A 21,909-nucleotide genomic window follows, 5' to 3' on the forward strand; every position below is an offset into this window, starting at 1 on the left:
GCAGCGTGCCTCAGACGCAGGCCGCCGCGCCACTCTGCCGTTTGGCCAACAGCGCCCGGCCAACGCGTGACGCGCTCGGCTTGCCGATCGCGCGCGAAATGAAATCGCCGATATCCACGAGCTGATCGAGATCCACGCCGGTCTCGATGCCTAAGCCGTTCAGCAGATACACGACATCTTCTGTCGCCACATTTCCGGTCGCGCCTTTCGCGTACGGACAGCCGCCCAAACCCGCCACCGACGCGTGATAAATCTCGATGCCTTCCAGCAGCGCCGCATAAATATTGCCGACGGCCTGACCGTAGGTATCGTGGAAATGGCCGGACAGACGTTCGCGCGGAAACACCTTCGATGCCGCCGCCATCACTTCGCGCGTGCGCTTCGGCGTGCCGACGCCGATGGTGTCCGCGATATCGATTTCATCGCAGCCGAGCGCCTTCATGCGTTCGACCACATCGACCACGGAATCGATGCTCACTTCGCCCTGATACGGACAGCCGAGCGCGCAGGAAATGCTGCCGCGCACGCGCAGGCCCGCGTCTTTCGCGGCCTTCGCCACCGGCTCGAATCGCGCGATGCTCTCCGCGATGCTGCAATTGATGTTCTTCTGCGAGAACGCCTCGCTCGCCGCGCCGAAGATCACGATTTCATCGGCTTTGGCTTCGAGCGCGCCTTCGAAGCCGCGCATATTCGGCGTCAGCACGGAGTAGATCGTGCCCGCACGCCGTTCGATACCGCTCATCACCGCCGCGCCATCGGCCATTTGCGGCACCCATTTCGGCGACACGAACGAGGTTGCTTCGACGTTGCGCACGCCCGCGCGCGCGAGCCGATTCACCAGTTCGATCTTCGTCTCGGTGGATACGAACTCTTTCTCGTTCTGCAAGCCGTCACGCGGCCCGACTTCGACGATTTTCACTTTCGTGGGGATCATGGGTTTGTCTCCTCCGTTGCATTGCAAACCATCGCATTTTGCTATCGATTCCCAAAAGCTGCCAACCGCGGAATGTCTTGGCTGGTGAAAAAGACCGCCTGTTTGAATCATTTTTCGCGCCGCGAATTCGGAAAACTTCGAGCGGATTCAGTGACCCGAGACCCTATGATGAATTCGCAAGCGAGGGTCGGGACACGGATGGGTTGGCCCGAATGGGGTTGGCCCGAAAGTCGGCCGAAACCTCGCTTCGACTCCCGAACGACAAGCGAGGCTATCTCATGAAGTTCGATGTCCTTACTCTTGCACGCACGCAGGCACGCGCATCCCAAGCCGCGTCACAATCTCCCAACCTGCGTGCCGTCTTCCGCCTGCCCGGAGTGCCCGATAAGGCGCGTCTGGCGCGCGCAGTCGCCAGCGTCGCCGATCGTTGCAAGCCGCTGCGCTGGCATGTCATTCACGGTGAAGACGGACCGCGTTATTTGCTGCACGACGCGGCGCTGGCGCAACTCGACGTCATCGACATCATCGACGCCGATGAAGCCCATTACGCCGATGAAGCCTCGCTCTCGTGCGCCATTACATCGCTGTGTGAGCGTCCGCTGCGTCTGGACGCGGGCGCGCCGTGGGCCATCACCTTGCTTTGTAGCGATGGCGCGAGTTACCTCGTCTTCGCCTGCCACGCCGGTCTGCTCGACCGCTTCTCGCTCACGCCGCTCTTCGCCGCGCTCTCTCAAGCCTACGCCGGCACAGGCGAATCTCCGTGCGATGAACTCGGTCTCGATCAGCAAGCCGTGCTGGACGCCGAGCGCGCCTCGCTCGAACCGGAACAATGGCGCGGCGATCTGGCGTTCTGGGTGCGCGAATTGGGTGACGGCGCGTTCGCGTGGCAGCCGCCGCGTCTCGAAGGCGAGTCCGCCGACGCGCGATTCAGCGTGCCGCTCGGCGCGGCGCTCAGTCGCGAGCTGCGCATACGGGCCGAAGAACTTGGCCTGAGCACCGAATTTCTATTGCAGGCGTGTCTGCACGTGCTGCTGCAAACACTCGCGCGTCAGCCGGTGGTGATTACGGCACATCATCAGCGCGGACGGCGCGATACGCTCGGACAGATCGGCTTCGACGAGCGCGTGCACTTTATCCGCAGCAATTTCGACGATGCGATGACGCTGCGGCAATTTTTCTTGCACGCCGCGTCCAAATTCGCGATGGCTGACTTCCACGCGAACATTCCGGCCGGCGATGTCCTGGAAGAACTGAAGCGTCTGAATCCGGGCTACGACCGCGCGACCACCGTGCTGTGCGAGCGCGATGAACTTCCGCACGACGCGCTCGTGCTCGGCGATCTGCGCGGCGTGTTGGTCACGCATTTCTCTGAGCGTGCCGACGGGCGCGACACATCGATTTATCTGCGCATGGCGGACGAGATCGTGCTGGACGTGAGCGTGCGTCATCCGCAAAGCGCGCGCGGGCTGGCCATTGCGCTCGAGCATTACGTAGCGCTGCTTGGCAGAATCGGCGAGCAACTCGACACGCCGATCGGCCAACTCGATTTCGATACCGACGCACTCAGTGCGCGACGCCGCGCGTGGTCCACGGGCGGGCCGCTCGTGATCGAACCACACGATGTGCTGGCGAGCTTCGACGAACGCGTGCGGCACCATCCCGACGCGCCCGCCGTCGGCGGCGACGACGAGCACTTTTCATACGCCGGGCTGGCGCGCGCGGCGGCGCGTATCGCGGAGGGCATTGCGCCCCATGTTGCGCAGAGTCAGCTTGTCGGCGTGTGTCTGTCGCGTGGCGCGCGCGTGGTGCCCGCCATGCTCGGCGTGTTGAGCGCGCGCGCCGGCTACGTGCCGCTCGACCCGCTGATGCCCGAAGAGCGTTTGCGCTTCATGGCCGCCGATGCGCAACTGAGCGCCGTCATCGCTGATGCGGACACACTCGCGCGCGTGCAGACCACGTTCGCTTGCGCGATCGTTTTGATCGAAGATCTGCTCGCGCAGTCCTCCACAGACTTGCCGACGCTTTGCCGTGCCGCCGATCCGGCGCTTGCCGCCTACGTGATTTACACCTCGGGCACGACCGGCGAGCCGAAGGGCGTCGTGATCGAACGCGGCATGTTGGCGAATACGATCGCGTCGCTGGAAGGGCGCTATGAGCGCGGCATGGACACGCGCTGGCTGCAGTTTGCATCGGTCAATTTCGATGCGAGTGTGCTGGAGATCTTCAATCCGCTGACCAGGGGCGGCCATCTGATCGTCGCGCCCGAGACAGTGCGCGCCGATCCGGCCGCATTGTTCGAATTCCTGCGCGAATCGCGCGTGACGCACGCGTTTCTTCCGCCTGCCGTGCTGCGTCTGCTGCCGCGCCGCCCGTTGCCCGATCTGCGCACGATCCTGTGCGGCGGCGAAGCGAGTGACGACGACACCGTGCGGTTCTGGTCATCGGTCGTGCGGCTGTCGAACATCTACGGCCCGACCGAAATCACCATCATGTGCGCCGAAAACACCTTTCACGATCAAAAGCTCGCCAATCAGATCGGGCGTCCTTTGCCGGGTTACGCCATTCATTTGCTCGATGCCAACGGCCGCGCCGTGCCGCTCGGGGGTATCGGCGAAATATGTATTGGCGGGGCTTCCGTGGCGCGTGGCTATTTGCGGCGGCCGGAACTTACCGCGCAGAAGTTCTTCGACGATCCGCAGGGCGCAGGCCGCTTGTATCGTTCGGGCGATCTCGCGCGCTTTCTGCCGACCGGCGATATCGAATTTCTCGGGCGCAGCGACTTTCAGGTGAAGGTGCGGGGGTATCGCGTCGAAATTGGCGAGGTCGAGCAGGTGATCGCGGCGCAGCCCGAAGTGAGCGCCGTGTGTATCGGTACGCGCGCGCAGCAGGGCAGCACTGCGCTGGTCGCGTGGTATTCGGCAAGCGCGCTCGGCCCGGCGGCGTTGCGCCGGCGGCTGGAAACGCGCCTGCCCTCGTACATGATTCCGGCCATTCTCGTACCCGTCGATACCTGGCCGCTGACATTGAACGGCAAGATCGACCGTGCGCGTTTGCCGGAGCCGCTGGCGACGGCGTCCCATGCCGAAGCGCGCGACTTCGATGCGCTCGAACGCACGGTTCAGGCATGTTGGGCAAAAACGCTTGGCATGCCGAAAGAGTTGATCGACGAACACACTCACTTTTTCGATGCAGGCGGTCATTCCTTGCTGGCGACGCTTGCCTGTGCGCGCATCGGCGCGGCGCTCGGGTGTGGCGCGAAACCCGGCATGCTGCTCGCGCATCCATCGTTCGATGCGTTTTGCCGCGTGTTGCGCGACAGCATGCAGCAGGACGACGCGCTGCCGCCGATCGAATGTGGCGAACACGACGCGGCGGGCGTGGCGGTGACGAGCGCGATTGCGCAGGCGATCGGGCATCGTGTGCGCTTCAATCGCGAGGACAACGCCTACAACATTGTCGTGCGCGCCGACTTCAGCCGCGAGGTCAATCCGCTCGATCTGCACGCGGCGCTCACACGCGTTTTCGCACGCGATCCGCTCTTCAAATCCCGGCTCGTCGATGTCGATGGTGAAATGCATCTCGTGCTTTTGAATGCGGAAGCCGCGTGCATTCCCGCGTGTATTCCGATCGAAACGGCGACGCAAGACGCCATCCGCGCGCAGGCCGAAGCCTGGATTCAGACGCCGATTTCCCCGGAAGACGTACCGTGCTGGCGCGCCGAGATGTTGCTCGACACGGAAAGCCGCGCCAGCACCTTGCTGTTCTGCATTCACCACGCAATGTTCGACGGTTGGTCGCTCAAGCTGCTGATGGACGAAATCGCTGCCGAATACGAAGGTCGAGCGGCGGAATCGCGCACGCTGAACTGGTTCGATTACTGTGCGTGGAAGCGGCGAATCGAGCCGTCGCCGCAGTATGCGCGCGCGCTCGACTACTGGAAACGCAAGCTCGCCAATGTGCCGCTGCGCCTCGACTTGCCGTTCGATTCGACCACGCGCAAGCCCGACTCCAATCGCGTATTGCGCGTCAGTCTCACGTTGGATCAGACCGCGCGATTGCGCGCGATCGCGCAGGCGCAGGGCACGACGCTTTCGCCAGTGCTATTCGCTCTGCATCTGCTGTGGTTGTGGCGAGTCAGCGGAAACGACGCGCCGGTTACCGGCTATCCGCAAGCCGGCCGCGATCAGCCTGGCAGCGAAACGATCTACGGCATGCTCGTGTCGATGGCGGTGCTAACCACGCGCATCGATCCGCGCCAACGCTTCGGCGAACTGGTGGCGGCCGTTCATCGGCAAATGCTCGAAGACCGGGATCACATGCTGGCCACCGCGTACGAAGCGGGCGTGGCGGATATCGGGACGCTCAATACGCTGTTCAGCCTGCAAAGCGGAATCGATCTGAGCGGGCGGATTGGCGCGGGCCGCTTTACGGTCGAAGACATGCCGTCGAAGACATCGAAGGCCGATATCGCGGCGATCTTCTACGCGAGTCAGAACGGCGCGATCGATGGACGCATCGAATATGACGGATCGCTGATCGCGGAGCACTCGGCGCGGTCCATGCGCGATGTGCTGACGACGCTGATCGACAGCGCTTCGCGCATGCCGGACACGCTGGTCGGCGAACTGCCGTATCTGAACGATGCGCAGCGGGCGCTCGTCACGCGTTTCTCGCGCGGCACGCCGATCTCCGATGCGCCGGCTTCGATTCCCGCGCGCTTTGCCGAGATTGCGGCGCGATTCGGATCGACGGATGCGGTGCGCTTCGAAGGCCGGACGCTGAGCTACGCCACGCTCGATGCGCTGAGCAGCCGGATTGCGAGCGGTTTGACGCAGTGGGTTTCGGCGGACGCGTGCGTGGGACTCGCGATGTCGAAAGGGCCGATGCTCGTCGCGGCGATTCTCGGCGTGCTCAAGGCCGGCTGCGCCTATGTGCCGCTCGATCCATCCTATCCCGCCGAGCGGCTTCGGCACTTCGCGGAGAACTGCGCGTTGACGGCGGGTATCGCAGATGCGCGAGGCCGTGCTGGTCTGACTGCGGCTGGCCTCACGCATCTGCAATTCGTCGATGCAGACGAACTCGCGCAAGCCGCGCCGCGCGCGCTCCACGAAGTCTCGCCGGATGCGCTCGCGTATGTCATCCACACGTCGGGATCGACCGGCAAACCGAAGGGCGTGCTGATCGAACATCACAGCGTCGTGCGCATGATCGCGGGCGCGGCGGGACCGCTGAACTATGAGCCGGGTTGCGTGAACCTGCTGCTTGCATCGATCAATTTCGATGCGAGCGTGCTCGAGATTTTCCTTGCGCTGCTAAACGGCGGCACGCTCGTGATCGCGCCGGAAGACGCGCGACGCGATTCCGAAACGCTGCATCGGCTGCTGGAAAGCGCGCGCGTGACACACGCGATTCTCACGCCCGTGCTGCTGCAAGGTCTGCCCAAAGTCGTGTCGCCCGACTTGCGCGTGCTCGCGTTCGGTGGCGACGCGCTCGATGAAACCACCGCGCGCTGGTGGTCGCGCCATACGCGCCTGCTTTCGCTGTACGGACCCACCGAAGCCACGGTGATGGCGACGAGCGGGCAGATCGAGCCGGACGGTCCGGTGCGCGTGCTCGGCAAGCCGCTGCCCGGCTACGACGTCTATCTGCTCGATACGGACGGCCGCGTCACGCCGCCCGGTTCCGTGGGCGAGTTGTGTATCGGCGGGGAGAATCTGGCGCGCGGCTATCGCAACGAGGCGACGCTGACGCTGCGCCGCTTCATCGACGATCCTTTCGCCGGCAAGCCCTATGCGCGGATGTATCGGACCGGCGATCTGGGGCGTTATCTGGCGGACGGAACGATCGAATATCTCGGCCGTAACGATGCGCAGGTCAAGCTGCGCGGATACCGCATCGAACTCGGCGAGATCGAAAATCAGCTCGCGGGCATGCCCGGCGTGCAGCTCGCGGCCTGCGCGATTCGTGGCGAAGGCGAGCAGCGCTATATCGCCGCGTACTACGTACGGCAACACGGCGCGCCGGTGAACGAGGCGGCCATGCGCGAACACATCGCCGCCACGTTGCCGGACTACATGGCGCCGGCGCGTTACGTGGAGCTCGATGCGCTGCCGTTGTCCGGTTCGGGCAAGATCGACCGCAACGCCTTGCCTGTGCCTCCGGTGACATCGGCGGGGGAAGCGCCGCGCGAAGGGCTGGAAACAGCGATTGCGCGCGTTTGGTGTGCGCTGCTGCATGTCGATTGCGTGAGCCGCGAGGATCACTTCTTCCACCTCGGCGGCAACTCCATTCTGGCGATGCGGATGCACGCGCAGGTCCGCGCCGAAACCGGTTTCGACTTCCCGATGGCCGCGTTCTATCGTGCGCCGACCATCGCTGCGCTGATGGCGGGCGTCGCGCGTGACGATATCGCTTGCGCGGTCGCGGATGCTTCGGCAGCGCTGCCGCGCATGGACGTCGTTCCGGCGTGGCGCGGAGACGGCGCGAACCCGGTGCGCAAGATCGTGTTGACGGGCGCAAGCGGTTTCATCGGCATTCATTTGCTGTATGAGTTATGCCGCCGCGTGGAGACGGTGTTCTGCCTTCAGCGTTGCGACGATCCCGCCTCGGGACGGGCGCGTCTGCTGGGCGAAGCACGGGCCGCCGGTCTCACGATCGACTTCTCACGCGTGCAGGTGATATGCGCCGATCTCGCCCGTCCCGCGCTCGGACTCGCCGATGCCGACTGGCAGCGCCTCGCGCAAGAGGCCGACGCGATTCTGCATTGCGGGGCGCATGTGCATCATCTGCACGGGTACGCGAGTCTGAAGGACGCGAATGTCGGCAGTACCGAAGCGTTGCTGCGGCTCGCGCTCTCGGTGCGCCGGAAGCCGCTGTGCTTCGTATCGACCTTGTCCGTGCCGATGATGCTCGACGGTGTATCGCGTGTAGAGGAGCGAATCGGCAATGAGCGTCCGCTGTCGGACAACGGTTATTTGCTCGGCAAATGGGTCAGCGAGCAGCGCGTGGCGGCGTACAGCCGCGCATTCGACTTGCCGGTCACGGTCATGCGCGTGGGCAATGTCACCGGAAACAGCCGTACGGGTTACAGCAACTATGCGCACAACCATTTCTGGCTGTTTAATCAGGGATGTTTGCAGATGGAGGCTTATCCCTTGACCGGGCAGGCTATCGAGATGACGCCGGTCGATGTGCTCGCCTCCGCGATGTGCGCGCTGGCGCTGCATCCGCGCGATGGCTTGCAGGTCGCCAATCTGCAGAATCCGGTCAGCATCGGGCAGCGCGAATGGTTCGAGTCGCTCGCGGCGCTCGGATTGCACGCACAGCCCGAAGCGCCCGCGCAATGGAAGCAGCGTCTGACGACGATCGATTCTTCCAACGGGCTCGCGCTGCTGCGTGACTTCTATACGGGTGATCTCACATCGCACGATATGCCGGTCGATCAGATCGGCACGATCAGTCGGCTTGCGCAGTTCGATGTGGGTATTGCGGAGAGTTACGGCGCGTTGATCGAGACGTATGTGCGGTATCTGCGTGAGGAAGGCTTCTTTCCGGCCGCAATGGGTAACGTGGGTGACATGGGTGACATGGCAGTGGCGCTTTCATAAGCGTCGTCGGCGCGCGGCGGCGTAAAGCCGCCGCGTATCGATCTTCAATAACCGCGCGCGAAATCCACGATACCGCCAATCCTTTCGCCGCGCGCAAGCGCTTTGATCTTCGCCGCAATCTGCACGATGCTTTCTTCGCGCAGCGTTTCCGCCGAGATATGCGGCGTGACGCTGACACGCGGATGCGTCCACAACGGATGATCCTGCGGCAGCGGTTCCGTATGGAACACATCGAGCGTCGCGGCGCTGATCTGGCCGCTGTCCAACGAGGCGAGCAGATCGGCATCGACGAGATGCGGGCCGCGCGCGACGTTCACCACATACGCACCGTGCGCGAGCTTGCCGAACGTGCGCGCGTTCAGAATGCCTTCGGTGTCCGGCGTGTGCGGCAGAAGGTTGATCAGCACCTTCACGTCATGAAGAAAGGCATCGAATTGATCCGCGCCCGCATACACGTCGATCCCTTCGATGCTTTTCGCGCTGCGGCTATATCCGCGCACCGGCACGCCGAGATCGAGCAAACCCTTCGCGACTTCGCCGCCGAGCACGCCGAGTCCGAGTACGCCGACGGTGAACGCGCTGCGCGTATGTTGCGGCAGCCTCGTCCAGCGCTTTTCGCGTTGTTCGGCTTCGTATTCATCGAAACGACGCAGATAGCGCAGCACGCAATACTTCGCGTATTCGACCATCTGTTGCGCCATGCCGCTGTCCTCCAGACGCACCAGCAGCGCGTTCGGCGGCAAGGTTCCAGGCTCTTTGCGTTCGACATCGAGAATGGCATCGACGCCCGCGCCCAGATTGAACACGGCCTTCAGGTCGGGCTGATTCGCGAACAATTCGCGCGGCGCTTTCCAGACGATGGCGTAGTCGGCAGGCGCGGTATCGCCTGGTTGCCAGAGGCGCAGGTCGGCGTCGGGCAACTCGCGTTTCAGGCCGCCGAGCCAGGCATCGACGTTGGTGTTTTGCTCGTAGAAGATAATATTCATGAGAAGCGCATCACAGTATGATGGGTCGGGCCGAGCGCCTTCGGTTTGGCATTTCATCGGAAAAGTACGTCAGAGCGTAGCATTTCTTGAAAGAACGAGTTCTGAGTCGCTGTGTTCGGAAACATAGTTAGATAAACGAATAAAAAAGCGCAATGTCCGCGCTGAAGATTGAAGCAACAAGAAGTGTCCCATGCATAAAATCTCGATCGAACTGATCAAGCCATTCATCGCTTTTTTAAAGAATGCCGTGACGGCGCATACGGAAGGACGCGTCGAAGCCGGCGAGACATGGCTGAATGCCGCCGCGCATTTGCATGCAACGGACGACGACTCGCTGATCATGCTAGTGGAGGCGCTGGCCGCGCAGTCAGCCGTGCCGGACGCACTTGCTATCGCCGAATCCTGGCGGCAGCTCCGTCCGCGCTCGGTCGCCGCCGCATACTATCTGGGCTGCCTTTTCGATATGTCCGGCCGCCAGCGCGAGGCGCTTACGGCTTATCGGCATGCGTTGGCTTGCAGCCCGGACTACCCCAATCTCAGAACCAATCTCGCATCGGCGATCCATCAGTCAGGCGGCGACTTGCGCGAAGCGATCGCCTTGCTCGAGGATGCCTGCAAGGCCGATCCGCAGGAAACGCTGGCATGGAGCAACCTTTGCATACTGCGCTTCAAAACCTTCGATCTCGATGGCGCGTTGATCGCCGGAAAGCGCGCGGTCGAACTGGCGCCTCACCATGCCGCCAGCTTGTATGCCTATGCGCTTGTCCTGGCGGAAGCGCGCCGCATTGACGAGGCCACGGCATACGCCGTCGCCGCGTGCAATCAGGCGCCGCACGACGCGTCCTATCGATTCCACCTGTCGATCCTTCGCCTGGCGCAGCGTGACTACGAACAAGGCTGGCCCGAGTTCGAATCAAGATGGCGCGGGGCACATATCTCGCACGGACAGTGGCCCGAATTTCCGCAGCCACGCTGGGAAGGACAGCCTCTGGACGGCAAGACACTTCTGCTGTGGGGCGAGCAAGGCATGGGCGATGTGCTCCAGTTCTGTCGTCTGGTGCCAGCGCTGGCGCAGCGAGTGCACGAAGCGGGCGGGCGAATTGAATGGAACGCGTTCCCGCAGATGAGCGCTTTGCTCGCGCGTAGTCTGAGCCAGCATGTCGATGGTTTCACGATCGGAGGCGGACTCGACGACTTGCCGCATTACGACTATCACCTTCCTCTGCTCAGTATTCCGTTGGTAACAGGCCTGCGCGATGAAACCATCCCCGCCGCGCCCTATCTGTTTGCAGACGCCGCGCACTCGGCGTTCTGGAAACAGCGTCTGTCGCATGAAAGGCGATTCAAAGTCGGGCTGGTCTGGACCGGCAGCGCGACACATTCGCGAAATCCATTCAGACGAGTCGGCTGGGAGCGTTACGCGGAGTATCTGAAGAACATGCCGGGCGTGGCTTTTTACTCGCTGCAAAAAGGCGCTGAAGCCGATGTGCGGTCAGCGCGCGCGGCCGGCCTGCATATGGAAGACTTCACGCACGAACTGAACAGTTTCGACGATACCGCTGCGTTCGTCGGCGCACTCGATCTCGTGATTACTGTCTGCACGTCGATTGCGCATCTGGGCGGAGCGCTGGGTTGCCCGACGTGGGTGCTGCTGGATGTGAATCCGTATTGGGTCTGGCAACTCGACCGTGCTGATACTCCGTGGTATTCGAGCGTCCGGTTGTATCGTCAGCCGCAATTCGCGGACTGGAACTCCGTGATGCAAGACGTTGCGGCCGATTTGTTGCGCCTGACCGACTCGCATCGATAAACCCAAGTCGCTCACCGCCCGATTGTCGGGCAGTGAGCGTATGCGGCGACTCAGTGCGCGTGCACGGATACGCCGCCGCACGCGTGCTCGTGATCGCGTTGGGGCGCGCTCACGTTCTGCGCCGTTTCCGCGCGCATGCCCAATCGTTCGATCAGCTTGCGATCCGCTTCCGCTTGCGGATTGCTCGTCGTCAGAAGTTGATCGCCGTAGAAAATCGAATTTGCGCCCGCGGCGAAGCACAGCGCCTGCAGCGCTTCGTCCATTTGCTCGCGGCCCGCGGAGAGACGCACCATCGCTTTCGGCATGGTGATACGCGCGACCGCGATCGTGCGGACGAATTCGAAGGGATCGAGCGCTTCGGTGCCGGTCAGCGGCGTGCCGGAAACCTGTACCAGATTGTTGATCGGCACCGATTCGGGATACGGCTCCATGTTCGCCAGCTGCGAGATCAGCCCCGCGCGCTCGCGCCGCGATTCGCCCATGCCGACAATCCCGCCGCAACACACATTGATGCCCGCATCGCGCACGTGCTCCAGCGTGTCGAGACGGTCCTGATACGTGCGCGTCGAGATGATCTGGCCGTAGAACTCGGGCGAGGTATCGAGATTGTGGTTGTAGTAGTCGAGGCCCGCGTCGCGCAGACCTTGCGCCTGATGCTGCTCCAGCATGCCGAGCGTCACGCACGTTTCCAGGCCCATCGCCTTGACGCCGCGAATCATGTCCTTGATCGGCTCGAGGTGACGATCCTTCGGATTGCGCCACGCCGCGCCCATGCAGAAGCGCGTCGCGCCGTTCGCTTTGGCGACTTCGGCGGCTTGCAGCACGGCATCGACTTCCATGAGTTTTTCGGCTTTCAAACCGGTCTCGTGATGTACCGACTGCGGGCAATACGCGCAATCTTCCTCGCAGCCGCCCGTCTTGATCGACAGCAACGTGGACAACTGCACCGCGTTTGGATCGAAATGTTCGCGATGCACGGTTTGCGCGCGAAACAGCAGGTCGTTGAACGGCAGATCGTACAGAGCGACGACATCGGCGACGCGCCAGCGAGATTGAGTTGTGGTCATGATGAGAGTCCTTTATTGAATGCGAATTCGGTCGAGCAACGCGGCGATATCCAGATGGCTGGCCGCGCGCGTTGCATCGGATGGAGCGATGTGGGGAATCACGCCGAGCAGCGGCGCGTCGAGTCGATGCTTCAGCGTGTGAATATTTTCGTCGGGATACAGCATGTTCGGATCGATGCGGTTCGCCACCCAGCCCGCGATTGTCAGCCCGCGCGACGCGATGGCTTCGGCCGTCAGCAGCGCGTGGCTGATGCAGCCGAGCCGCATGCCGACGACCAGCACGACGGGCAGATTCAGCGCGACGGCGAGATCGGCGGTGTCGTGTTGATCGTCGAGCGGCACGCGGAAACCGCCGACGCCTTCGACCACGACGATATCCGCTTGCTGGCGCGCAATCGCATGCGCCTCGACAATCCGCCTGATGTCCAACGCAATCCCTTCACGCGCCGCCGCGATATGCGGTGCAATCGGCTCGCGCATCATGAACGACGTGCGGATTGCGTTCGGCAGCGCGACGTTGGCGTTGGCATCGAGTTGATCGGCGTCTTCGTTGTGCAGCACGCCGTCGCGTTCCGTTGCGCCCGAGGCGATCGGTTTCATCGCGGCGGCGCGCAGGCCCGCGCGCGCGAAGCCTTGCAGCAGCGCGCACGAGACGAAGGTCTTGCCGATTTCCGTATCGGTTCCGGCGACGAACAAAGACAAAGCGGTCATAGCGTATTCAGAGCGTGATCGAGTTTGGCGAGGTCGTCTTCCGAGTGCGCAGCCGACAGCGATATGCGCAGCCGCGATGTGCCCGCAGGCACGGTCGGCGGACGGATCGCGGGCACCCAGAGTCCGTGCTCATCGAGCGCGGCGGCAATTGCCAGCGTTTCGTCGTTTGCGCCGATGACGAGCGGCTGCACGGCGGTGTGCGAATCGACCGGCATCCAGCGCGTGCGCCTGAGCATCGCGCGCGTGGTTTCGATCAGCGAGGCGAGATGCGCGCGGCGTGCATCGCCTTCATCGCTGGCAATGATCCGCACGCTCGCCGACACCGCATGCGCGACCGCCGGCGGCGACGCCGTCGTGAAGATATACGGACGCGCGCGCTGAATCAGCCATTCGACGACGGTTTTATCCGCACACACGAACGCGCCCGATACCCCCGCCGCCTTGCCGAGCGTGCCGACATAAACGAGATGCGGCGAGCGCAACGCGGCGTCGGCCAGCGCGCCGCGTCCTTGCGGACCGAGCACGCCGAAACCGTGCGCATCATCGACGACGAGCCACGCGCCATATTTTTCCGCGAGTTCCACGAGACGCGCGAGCGGCGCGGTATCGCCGTCCATGCTGAAGACCGTATCCGTGACGATGAGTTTCGTCGCGTTTTCATCGCGCGATGCGTCGAGCATGGCGTCGAGCGCGGCCATATCGGCGTGCGGATAAATCTGCGTTTGCGCGCGCGACAGACGCACGCCGTCGATCAGCGAGGCGTGATTCAGCGAGTCCGAAAACACCAGCGTGCCGCGTCCGGCGAGTGCGGTCAGCACGGCGAGATTCGCCATGTAGCCGGTACTGAAGTACAGCGCACGCGGGTTATCGACGAAACCGCCGGAGAACGCGGCGAGATCGTCTTCGAGTTGCGCGTGCGCGCGCGAATGTCCGCCCAGCAGATGCGATCCGCCGCTGCCCGCGCCGTACTTCGACGCGCCTTCGGCCATCGCCGCGCGGATGCCTTCGTGCGCGGCGAGGCCCAGATAATCGTTGCTGGCAAAGCCGATGATCGCGCGGCCATCCACGGTCATATGCGCGGAACACGCGCTGTCGGTGGTTTTGCGGCGGCGGCGCAGACCGCGTGCGTCGATATCTTTCAAGCCTTGTTTCAGCGTTTCGTAAAGCGCGTTCGATGTCGTGCTCATGCCGTCTCCGCAAGCGTGGCGTCGAGCGTGTCGCGCGTGCGTTGCGCGAGCAGGACGAGTTCGTCGTCAGAGAGGGTGTACGGCGGCATCAGATAAACCGTTTTGCCGATGGGACGCATCAGCAGTTCGCGCTTGAGCGCATTGGCGAAGAAGCGGCGCGAGAAAGTCGGGTCTTGGGTATCGACGTCGAAGGCGAAAATGGTGCCGCGTTGGCGCAGGTTCTTTGCCCACGCGAATGCTTCGCGCAGCAATGCCGACTTGCGGCGATTTTCTGCCAGCACGTTGTCGCGTTCGAAAAGATCGAGCGTGGCCAGCGCGGCGCGGCAGGCGAGCGGATTGCCGGTGTACGAATGCGAATGCAGGAAGCCGCGCGTGAAGTCGTCGTCGTAGAACGCTTGGTAGATGGCGTCGCGCGTGAGCACGATCGACAGCGGCAGATATCCGCCGCTGATGCCCTTCGACAGACACAGAAAGTCCGGCCAGATGCCCGCTTGCTCGCACGCGAAAAATGTCCCGGTACGGCCGCAGCCAACCGCGATTTCATCGGCGATCAGGTGGATGTCGAACTCGTCGCAGAGCGCGCGCAGCCGCGTGAGATACGAGGCGTCGTACATCGCCATGCCTGCGGCGCATTGCACCAGCGGTTCGACGATCACCGCCGACAGTTGCGCCGCGCGTTGCTCGAACAGCGTGCGCATGGCGGCGAGCGCTTCGTCTTCGCCCACGCTCGCTGGCGATGCAACCACATGCGCGTGACGAATCAGCGGGTCGTAAGCGTCCTTGAAAATGGCGACGTCCGTCACGCCGAGCGCGCCGATGGTCTCGCCGTGATAGCTATTCGCCAGACACACGAACTCGCGCTTCTCCGTGCGGCCGTGGTTGCGCCAGAAGTGAAAGCTCATCTTCAGCGCGATTTCCACCGCCGATGCGCCATCGGATGCGAAAAACGCATGACCGAGCGTGCGTTGCGTCAGCGCCGACAAACGCTCGGCCAGTTCGACGGCGGGCGCGTGCGTGCAGCCCGCGAGCATCGCGTGTTCGAGCGTATCGAGCTGATCTTTCAGCGCCTGATTAATATCGGCGTTCGCGTGGCCGAACAGGTTGACCCACCACGAACTGATCGCATCGAGATAGCGATTGCCAGCGGGATCGAACAGCCACGCGCCTTTGCCGCGCGCGATCGGCACGAGCGGCATGCGTTCGTGGTGCTTCATCTGGGTGCACGGATGCCACACGGCGGCGAGCGAACGCGCGACCCAGTCTTGATTGGCTTCAGTGTTCAAAAACGACTCCCTGGCCCGCGTTGCTTGCGAGCCGGATACTTCGGACAAGCAGGTGCCTGCATGGATAAGCGTGAGATACGGCTTAGGTCGATTATCGCTAAAACACGCGCGGGCTTCGCGTTTCCACGGCCTTTCGCTTGAGGCGTACACGCCTGTCCGAAATGCGAAAAAGCGCTATCGCGCCTAACTTCGCTGATCTGGCGGCGTTATCGCTTCAAGATGCGAAAACGCCGGCGCGAGGCCGGCGTTTCGAAATTTCGCTTAAACGTGCTTCAGTTTGACTTCAGTTCGACGCGGTCTGCGTGTCCGCCGCCTGATCCTTCCACACGATGCGGTTATCCACCGCATACAGCTTGCACGGATCGCTGCTCTGCTTCTGGCAACTGGCCAGCGCGACGGACATCGGGTCGTCGCCGCCTTCGGCCCACGACCACGCGCCGGAATCCGATACGGCGAACGCGCGGCTCGAATACTGATTCAGAAAGTTGCGATAACCCTCGCGGCCGTTTTCATCGACATACGGAACGGCGTTCACGGAGTCGAGATTGGCGAAGTCCGTTGCTTTCGGCAGGCTCGGTTCGGCGACCTGATACTGCACGGCCGTCGGCATGCCGATCTGCGCGAGGAAGGTCTTCACGCGCGGCCACCAGACCTGCACGCCGTCACGATCCCCGACCAGCCGATGCGCGTCGTTCTTGTACTTGCCGAAGTCGGTCATCTCGGCGCGCGCGCCGTGCGAAACGAACGACGCGTACATTTTTGCGGAGAGGTCGCCTTGCCAGACCGAGTCATTGTCGCCGTACATCCACAGCGACGGCAGGCGTACGTGCTGACCGTAGTCGCCGAAAGCATCGACGAGATTCTTTTGCCAGCCTTCGCATTCGTCCTGACGCAGACCGCCCGAGAAGTTGATGAGACCGCGCACGCCGGGAGCGGCGACGGCATCGCGCGCGCCATAAGCGATAGTCGTCAACCCGCCGTGCGACGTGCCCGCCACGACGATATGCGTCTTGTCCACGTAAGCCTGCTGGCTCATGTAATCAACGGTGGCGGCAACGTCCTGCGCCTGCGCGAAACCGTTCGCTTCGACATCGCAACCGTGGCCCGCGTATTGACCGCCCGAACCCGCGAAGCCACGGCGATTCGGCACGACCACCACATAGCCATGACGCACGAACTCGCGTGCAAGCGCGACCGGGCGATTGCGCGGCTGATTGTGCGCGTCACCGGGGAGCTTGCCGTGATTGAAGACGATCATCGGGAACGGACCCGCGCCGTCCGGTTTGAACACGGTGGTTTCGAGCGCGATATCGCCTTCGGGCACCTGAATGACGGATTCATTCAGACCATTGGCGACGACCGGCAAATGTTGATCGAGCGAATCCGGAATGGTCTGACCGAACGCGGGCGCTTGCAGACCTTCGGAAGGACGCACTCCGCCGATCGGTTCGGCGCTTGCCTGGGACGTGAACAACGACGTCGCAAGCGAAATCGCCATACTGCATCCGACCAACAGAGTCTTGATTCCCATCCGCGCACTCCGGCCCGCATTCGCAGGTGCATTCGATTAATACGTTGATTCGGCTTGGCCCCAAATGACTGAATTGAAGTCAAACCTGTCGCGCTGCTCTGATGAGCAGTATCGAATGCGGTTTCCGGGAGTCATGCGTTGAACAAGCATGACAAATGGCTTCAAAACGGGGCTTCGCTGCATTGCCATGTCACCAAGCTGACGGTGGTCTGGCATGAACCACAGATTAACTGTTCAAAATTGCACTGCACAATTAGCGTATCCCCGTAACTGCTTAATCTGAAAGGAGAAATTCAGGAAACTAATACTTGCACAAGCATCTTTTTATATTAAAGATGTGTTTACTTATTTTTGATTTCTCCGTCGATATATATCCAATTGCCGATGCTATTACGTCTGAATCGACTGGCTTCATGAAGCCGATGCGCGCGCCCATCTACTTTATATCGTGCGATGAATTCGACTTCCTCATTATTGATATCGACCACCGTATGGCGTTTGATATCGAGACCGAGCCAGCGCGTGGTGGTGTCGGACGCGTCGAGGTCGGGCGGGCAGGTTTCTTCGGCCCACGTCGAGCGCAGGTAAGGCGTGTTGCCGAGCACGTAGGCGGTGTAGCGCGAGCGCATCAGTTCCATTGCGTTCGCGGGCTTTTCGCCGCCTTCGATAAAGCGCGCGCAGCATAAGTCATAGCGTGGCGCTTTCGCATTCGGACGGCGCACCGGCGATGCGCCGCCGCAGGGACATTCCACTGGCTTCATTGATCGACGCCCGGCATTTCAATGTGACGCGGCTGCGTGCGCACGCGTTCGAGCCACGCGCGGATATGCGGATAGTTCGCGAGATCGAGACCGGCTTCATCGGCGACATGCGTGTAGGCGTACAGCGCGATATCGGCAATGGTGTAGCGCTCGCCCACAAAGAACGTGCGCGTGGCCAGATGCTGCTCCATCACATCGAGCGCGCGATACGAACCGGCGGTTTTCTCGGGCAGACGCGGATCGTCGTGCTGCTTCAGAAACACGCGGATAAAACGCGCCACCGCCACATACGGCTCATGGCTGTATTGCTCGAAGAACATCCATTGCAGCACTTGCGCGCGTTCGAGGCGATCGGTGGGCAGCAGCGGCGAGGCGTCCGCGAGATAGCTGATGATTGCGCCGGATTCCGACAGCGTCGTATTCCCGTCGATGATCAGCACCGGCACCTTGCCATTCGGATTGAGCTTGCGGAACGCTTCGGTTCGGCACGCGCCGCTCATCATGTCCACTTCATGCCAGCGATACGGCAGGCCAAGTTGTTCGAGAACGAGGCGAACCTTGTAGCAGTTGCCCGACGACGAAACGCCGTGTACTTCATAAGTCATAGTCGAAGTCCTGAGATTCACCATTCGAGCTTCGTGCCATCGTACTGCACGAAGGTGCCGTTGAATTCGTCACGCATGGCGCCCGCCTGCGCGATCACCGCGCGCATGCCCGAGACGCTGTGCGCCACATCGATCGCCGCCGACGGCCCGCCCATTTCCGTGCGCACCCAGCCCGGATGCAGCGCAATACACGCCGAATGCCGCGACTCCAGCGACGCCACCTTCACCGCGCAATTCAGCGCCGCCTTGCTCGTCCGATACAGCCAGCCCGTCGTCCCGCTCGCCTCGCCAATGCTGCCCATCTTGCTCGATACCACCGCGAGCACGCCGCGCGCGGCGTCAGTGAGCGGCAGAAGCACGGGAATCAGCTGCATGGGGCCGCGCACATTGGTGTGCATGACCTGATCGAAGTCTTGCGCATCGACGGTTTCGACGCCTTCGGTGCGTGGACCGTAGACGCCGGAAACGACGATCGCCACATCGAGTTTTTCTTCGTCCAACTGCCACGCGAGCGAGGCGATTTGCTCGGGCTGCGTGACGTCGAGCGAGAAAGTTTGCGCGCCCATTGCGTCGAGCGCGTGCAGCGATGATTTGTCGCGCGCGGTGGCGAGCACGCGCCAGCCGTCGCGGCTGTATTCGCGCGCGAACTCGTGACCAATACCGCGTGACGCACCGATGATAAGAGCCGTTTTCATGTTGGTCGCCGATAAACGTTGTGGGCCTGACTTCGACTATAACGCGACCCGCTGTCGCGTTTCCTTTCGCGAGCGTTGCAGTATCGTTCTTCGATTTTTCTTCGTACAAACGGGTGATGATGCATACCGATATCGTGATTGTCGGCGCGGGACCGGCGGGCTTGTGTCTGGCGAATGCGCTGAGCGGTGCGGGCTTGTCGATCACGCTGATCGAGCAGCAGAGCGAGGACGCGCTGCGCGCCCCGGCATTCGATGGACGCGAGATTGCGCTGACGCAAAAGTCGGTGGCGATGCTGAAGACGCTGGGCGTGTGGGAGCGGATTGGCGAGCGCGCGAAATCGCCGCTGCGGGATGCGCGCGTGATGAACGGATCGTCGCCGTTCGCGATGGAGATCGGGCACAAGCTGACCGGCCATTCGGAGCTTGGCTGGCTGGTGTCGAATCATCTGATTCGCCGCGCGGCCTTCGAAGCGTTGAAAGCAGGCTCGCTCGATGTCGTCACTTCCGAGCGCGTGACCGATCTGAAAACCGATGCTTCGGGCGCGCGCGTGACACTGGCGAGCGGCAAGACGCTCGACGCGCAACTCGTGATTGCCGCCGACAGCCGCTTCTCCGCGACGCGACGCATGATGGGTATCGCTGCCGATATGCACGATTTTGGCAAGTCCATGTTGGTGTGTTGCATGACTCACGACGAACCGCACCATCACTCGGCCTGGGAGTGGTTTGGCTACGGTCAGACGCTTGCGTTGTTACCCATGCATGACGGCCGATCGTCCGTGGTTGTGACACTGCAATCGCAAAAAATTGAGCAATTGCAGCAACTCGATGCGGACGCGTTCGCGCGTGACATCGAGCGGCGTTTCGAATGTCGGCTCGGACGCATGTCGTTGATATCGAGCAGACATGTTTATCCGTTGATTGGCGTTTATCCGCGGCGTTTGGTCGGCAAGCGCTTTGCCACGGCCGGCGATGCGGCGGTCGGCATGCATCCGGTCACCGCGCATGGATTCAACTTCGGGCTGGGGGGCATCGAAACGCTGTCGCTCGCGATCCTCGATGCGCACGCCGCCCATCGCGATATCGCCAGCGATGCGCTTTTGCAGCGCTATGAGCGGGTACATCGAATGGCTACGTGGCCGCTTTATCAGCTCACGCGCGTGATCGCGGATGTCTATACGCGCGACTCCCTGCCGGCCAAGGTGGCGCGGGATGTGTTGCTGCGGATCGGGGAAAAAGTCACGCCATTCAGGCGCGCGGTGGCGATGTCGTTGGCGGGGAAGTGAGGTTTGGCTTATGCCTTCTGGCTAGCTCGCAAATCGTTCGGATTGCGATAGAGTCGAAATGTTGCATATCGAACAAGGAGCCGGAATGGCAGATCTGATTTTGCGAAATGTTGACGAAAAACTGATTGCTCGCCTGGAGGAAGTCGCTGGCTTGTTCCTGAAGAGCCCGGAGGCGTATCACCTCGAAATCCTCGAACACGGATTGGAGCAGACTCGTAATCGGGCCTTCATCGAAGATCTGATGCGTATGCCGAATGTCGGCGACGACGAAGACTTCGCAAGAGTCTGAGCGTTGAGCGAAACGCTATGTACCTTGCCGATACCAACGTCATCAGTGAGCGAAGGAAAGAGGAGCGCGCGAACAAAGGTGTGCGTGCCTTCTTCGAGCAGGCGGAGAAGGACCAACGCGCTGTTCATCTCTCAGTCGTGGCGATTGCCGAAATCAGGCGCGGCATCGAAATGTCTCGTCGCAGATCAGACGATGAGCAGGCGCGTGTTCTCGAAAGATGGCTATTCTCGATCATGCGAGAGTACGAGCCGCTGATCTTGACAGTCGACAGAGAAATCAGCGAATTGTGGGGACGACTTCGTGTGCCACACGCAGAGCCGGCCATCGACAAACTGATTGCGGCAACCGCGCTGACTTACGACTTGACGGTCGTCACGCGTAATGTGAAGGACTTTGAAGGCACGAACGTCAGAGTGCTGAATCCATTCGAGTAGTTTAATCAATCACTATAAACGACCACCCATGACCAACCCCACCCCATTACCCGACTCCGAAAAAATCGATCCCGCCTATATCGAAAAACTTCGTGCCGAACTTCGCGCCGATATGAAGTACGGCGGTCTCGGTCCTGCGTGCGAGCGCAAGTACGAACCCGAAGATAACCGGCGCTTCAACGCCTTTCTCGCGACCATGCCTTACTTTGGAGAAGACGACATTCTCGATCAGATATTGAATGAGGGCCGCGGAAATGTATCTCGCTGATACCAACGTCATGAGCGAGCATAGGAAGCTCCATCGTGCAAACAAAGGCGTACGAGAGTTCTTTGAGCGAGAGGAAGGAGAAGATTCAGTCCATCTCTCCATCGTCGTAATCGCGGAGATCCGGCGCGGTGTCGAAATGTCGCGCCGTCGCGGCGATGTCCGCTCGGCGTCCATCTACGGCAACTGGCTCGATTCCGTCAAAGAGGAATACAAACAACGCATCCTTCCCGTCGATAAAGCCATCGGTGAACTATGGGGCCGCCTTCGCGTGCCGCACGCGGAACCCGCGCTGGACAAGCTCATCGCGGCGACGGCGATCGTTCACGGACTCACCGTCGTCACGCGCAATGTAAAAGACTTCGAGGGCACCGACGTGAAAGTGCTGAATCCTTTTGATTGACGCAAGGCCGGCCCGAAGCCAATAAGCAACAAGCAAGAAAAGCCGGCCCGAGTCG

At 61.9% G+C, this 21,909-nt stretch carries 17 protein-coding genes; 7 read left to right on the forward strand and 10 right to left on the reverse strand.

Going from position 1 to position 21,909, the window contains the following annotated elements:
• Positions 1 to 10 precede the first annotated feature (10 nt).
• On the reverse strand, positions 11 to 934 hold the full coding sequence (locus tag P7F28_RS31970; RefSeq protein ID WP_277189291.1) for a hydroxymethylglutaryl-CoA lyase: 924 nt from the start codon (positions 932 to 934) through the stop codon (positions 11 to 13).
• Between the two features lie 278 nt (positions 935 to 1,212).
• On the opposite strand from P7F28_RS31970, the gene P7F28_RS31975 reads away from it, so the two are divergent.
• Complete coding sequence (locus tag P7F28_RS31975) at positions 1,213 to 8,541, forward strand: non-ribosomal peptide synthetase (protein WP_277189292.1); 7,329 nt, start codon at positions 1,213 to 1,215, stop codon at positions 8,539 to 8,541.
• Between the two features lie 44 nt (positions 8,542 to 8,585).
• Here P7F28_RS31975 and P7F28_RS31980 read toward each other — a convergent pair whose 3' ends face one another.
• The gene (locus P7F28_RS31980) at positions 8,586 to 9,527 is read right to left on the reverse strand and encodes a glyoxylate/hydroxypyruvate reductase A (protein ID WP_277189293.1); all 942 of its coding nucleotides are present in this window, start codon (positions 9,525 to 9,527) and stop codon (positions 8,586 to 8,588) included.
• Between the two features lie 190 nt (positions 9,528 to 9,717).
• Between P7F28_RS31980 and P7F28_RS31985 the strand changes: the two genes are divergently transcribed.
• Positions 9,718 to 11,337 carry a hypothetical protein gene (locus P7F28_RS31985; protein WP_277189294.1) on the forward strand — a complete coding sequence of 540 codons (1,620 nt, stop codon included), beginning with the start codon at positions 9,718 to 9,720 and terminating at the stop codon, positions 11,335 to 11,337.
• A gap of 50 nt (positions 11,338 to 11,387) precedes the next feature.
• Here the strand turns inward: P7F28_RS31985 and bioB are convergent, their stop codons facing one another.
• From bioB to P7F28_RS32025, 8 genes are all read right to left on the reverse strand, one after another.
• Positions 11,388 to 12,404 carry a biotin synthase BioB gene (gene bioB / locus P7F28_RS31990; RefSeq protein WP_277189295.1) on the reverse strand — a complete coding sequence of 339 codons (1,017 nt, stop codon included), beginning with the start codon at positions 12,402 to 12,404 and terminating at the stop codon, positions 11,388 to 11,390.
• A gap of 12 nt (positions 12,405 to 12,416) precedes the next feature.
• Positions 12,417 to 13,115 (reverse strand): dethiobiotin synthase, encoded by a 699-nt coding sequence (gene bioD / locus P7F28_RS31995; RefSeq protein ID WP_277189296.1) that lies wholly within the window; start codon positions 13,113 to 13,115, stop codon positions 12,417 to 12,419.
• On the reverse strand, positions 13,112 to 14,302 hold the full coding sequence (gene bioF / locus P7F28_RS32000; RefSeq protein WP_277189297.1) for an 8-amino-7-oxononanoate synthase: 1,191 nt from the start codon (positions 14,300 to 14,302) through the stop codon (positions 13,112 to 13,114). Before bioF ends, bioD begins: the two co-directional genes overlap by 4 nt.
• Positions 14,299 to 15,585 carry an adenosylmethionine--8-amino-7-oxononanoate transaminase gene (locus P7F28_RS32005; RefSeq protein WP_277189298.1) on the reverse strand — a complete coding sequence of 429 codons (1,287 nt, stop codon included), beginning with the start codon at positions 15,583 to 15,585 and terminating at the stop codon, positions 14,299 to 14,301. Before P7F28_RS32005 ends, bioF begins: the two co-directional genes overlap by 4 nt.
• Before the next feature lie 283 nt (positions 15,586 to 15,868).
• A complete protein-coding gene (locus P7F28_RS32010; protein ID WP_277189299.1) occupies positions 15,869 to 17,116 on the reverse strand; it encodes a dienelactone hydrolase family protein in 1,248 nt (415 codons plus the stop codon).
• Positions 17,117 to 17,457: 341 nt separating this feature from the next.
• Positions 17,458 to 17,877, reverse strand: coding sequence for a YchJ family protein (locus tag P7F28_RS32015; protein ID WP_277189300.1), 420 nt, complete (start codon positions 17,875 to 17,877; stop codon positions 17,458 to 17,460).
• Positions 17,874 to 18,482: a glutathione S-transferase family protein gene (locus P7F28_RS32020; RefSeq protein WP_277189301.1), complete on the reverse strand. Its 609-nt coding sequence runs from the start codon at positions 18,480 to 18,482 to the stop codon at positions 17,874 to 17,876. The genes P7F28_RS32015 and P7F28_RS32020 overlap by 4 nt, the downstream gene beginning before the upstream one ends.
• A gap of 17 nt (positions 18,483 to 18,499) precedes the next feature.
• On the reverse strand, positions 18,500 to 19,177 hold the full coding sequence (locus P7F28_RS32025; protein WP_277189302.1) for an SDR family oxidoreductase: 678 nt from the start codon (positions 19,175 to 19,177) through the stop codon (positions 18,500 to 18,502).
• A 116-nt stretch (positions 19,178 to 19,293) separates the two neighbouring features.
• Between P7F28_RS32025 and ubiM the strand changes: the two genes are divergently transcribed.
• The 5 genes from ubiM (at position 19,294) to P7F28_RS32050 (ending at position 21,854) form a co-directional block, all read left to right on the forward strand.
• Complete coding sequence (gene ubiM, locus P7F28_RS32030) at positions 19,294 to 20,463, forward strand: 5-demethoxyubiquinol-8 5-hydroxylase UbiM (RefSeq protein ID WP_277189303.1); 1,170 nt, start codon at positions 19,294 to 19,296, stop codon at positions 20,461 to 20,463.
• Between the two features lie 85 nt (positions 20,464 to 20,548).
• Positions 20,549 to 20,752 (forward strand): DNA-binding protein, encoded by a 204-nt coding sequence (locus P7F28_RS32035; RefSeq protein WP_277189304.1) that lies wholly within the window; start codon positions 20,549 to 20,551, stop codon positions 20,750 to 20,752.
• A 17-nt stretch (positions 20,753 to 20,769) separates the two neighbouring features.
• Positions 20,770 to 21,186 carry a type II toxin-antitoxin system VapC family toxin gene (locus P7F28_RS32040; RefSeq protein WP_277189305.1) on the forward strand — a complete coding sequence of 139 codons (417 nt, stop codon included), beginning with the start codon at positions 20,770 to 20,772 and terminating at the stop codon, positions 21,184 to 21,186.
• Between the two features lie 28 nt (positions 21,187 to 21,214).
• Positions 21,215 to 21,454 carry a hypothetical protein gene (locus P7F28_RS32045; protein WP_277189306.1) on the forward strand — a complete coding sequence of 80 codons (240 nt, stop codon included), beginning with the start codon at positions 21,215 to 21,217 and terminating at the stop codon, positions 21,452 to 21,454.
• Positions 21,455 to 21,464: 10 nt separating this feature from the next.
• A complete protein-coding gene (locus P7F28_RS32050; protein WP_277189509.1) occupies positions 21,465 to 21,854 on the forward strand; it encodes a type II toxin-antitoxin system VapC family toxin in 390 nt (129 codons plus the stop codon).
• Positions 21,855 to 21,909: the final 55 nt, after the last annotated feature.

The sequence above is a fragment of the Caballeronia sp. BR00000012568055 genome, assembly GCF_029439455.1.
Classification (GTDB): Bacteria; Pseudomonadota; Gammaproteobacteria; order Burkholderiales; family Burkholderiaceae; genus Caballeronia.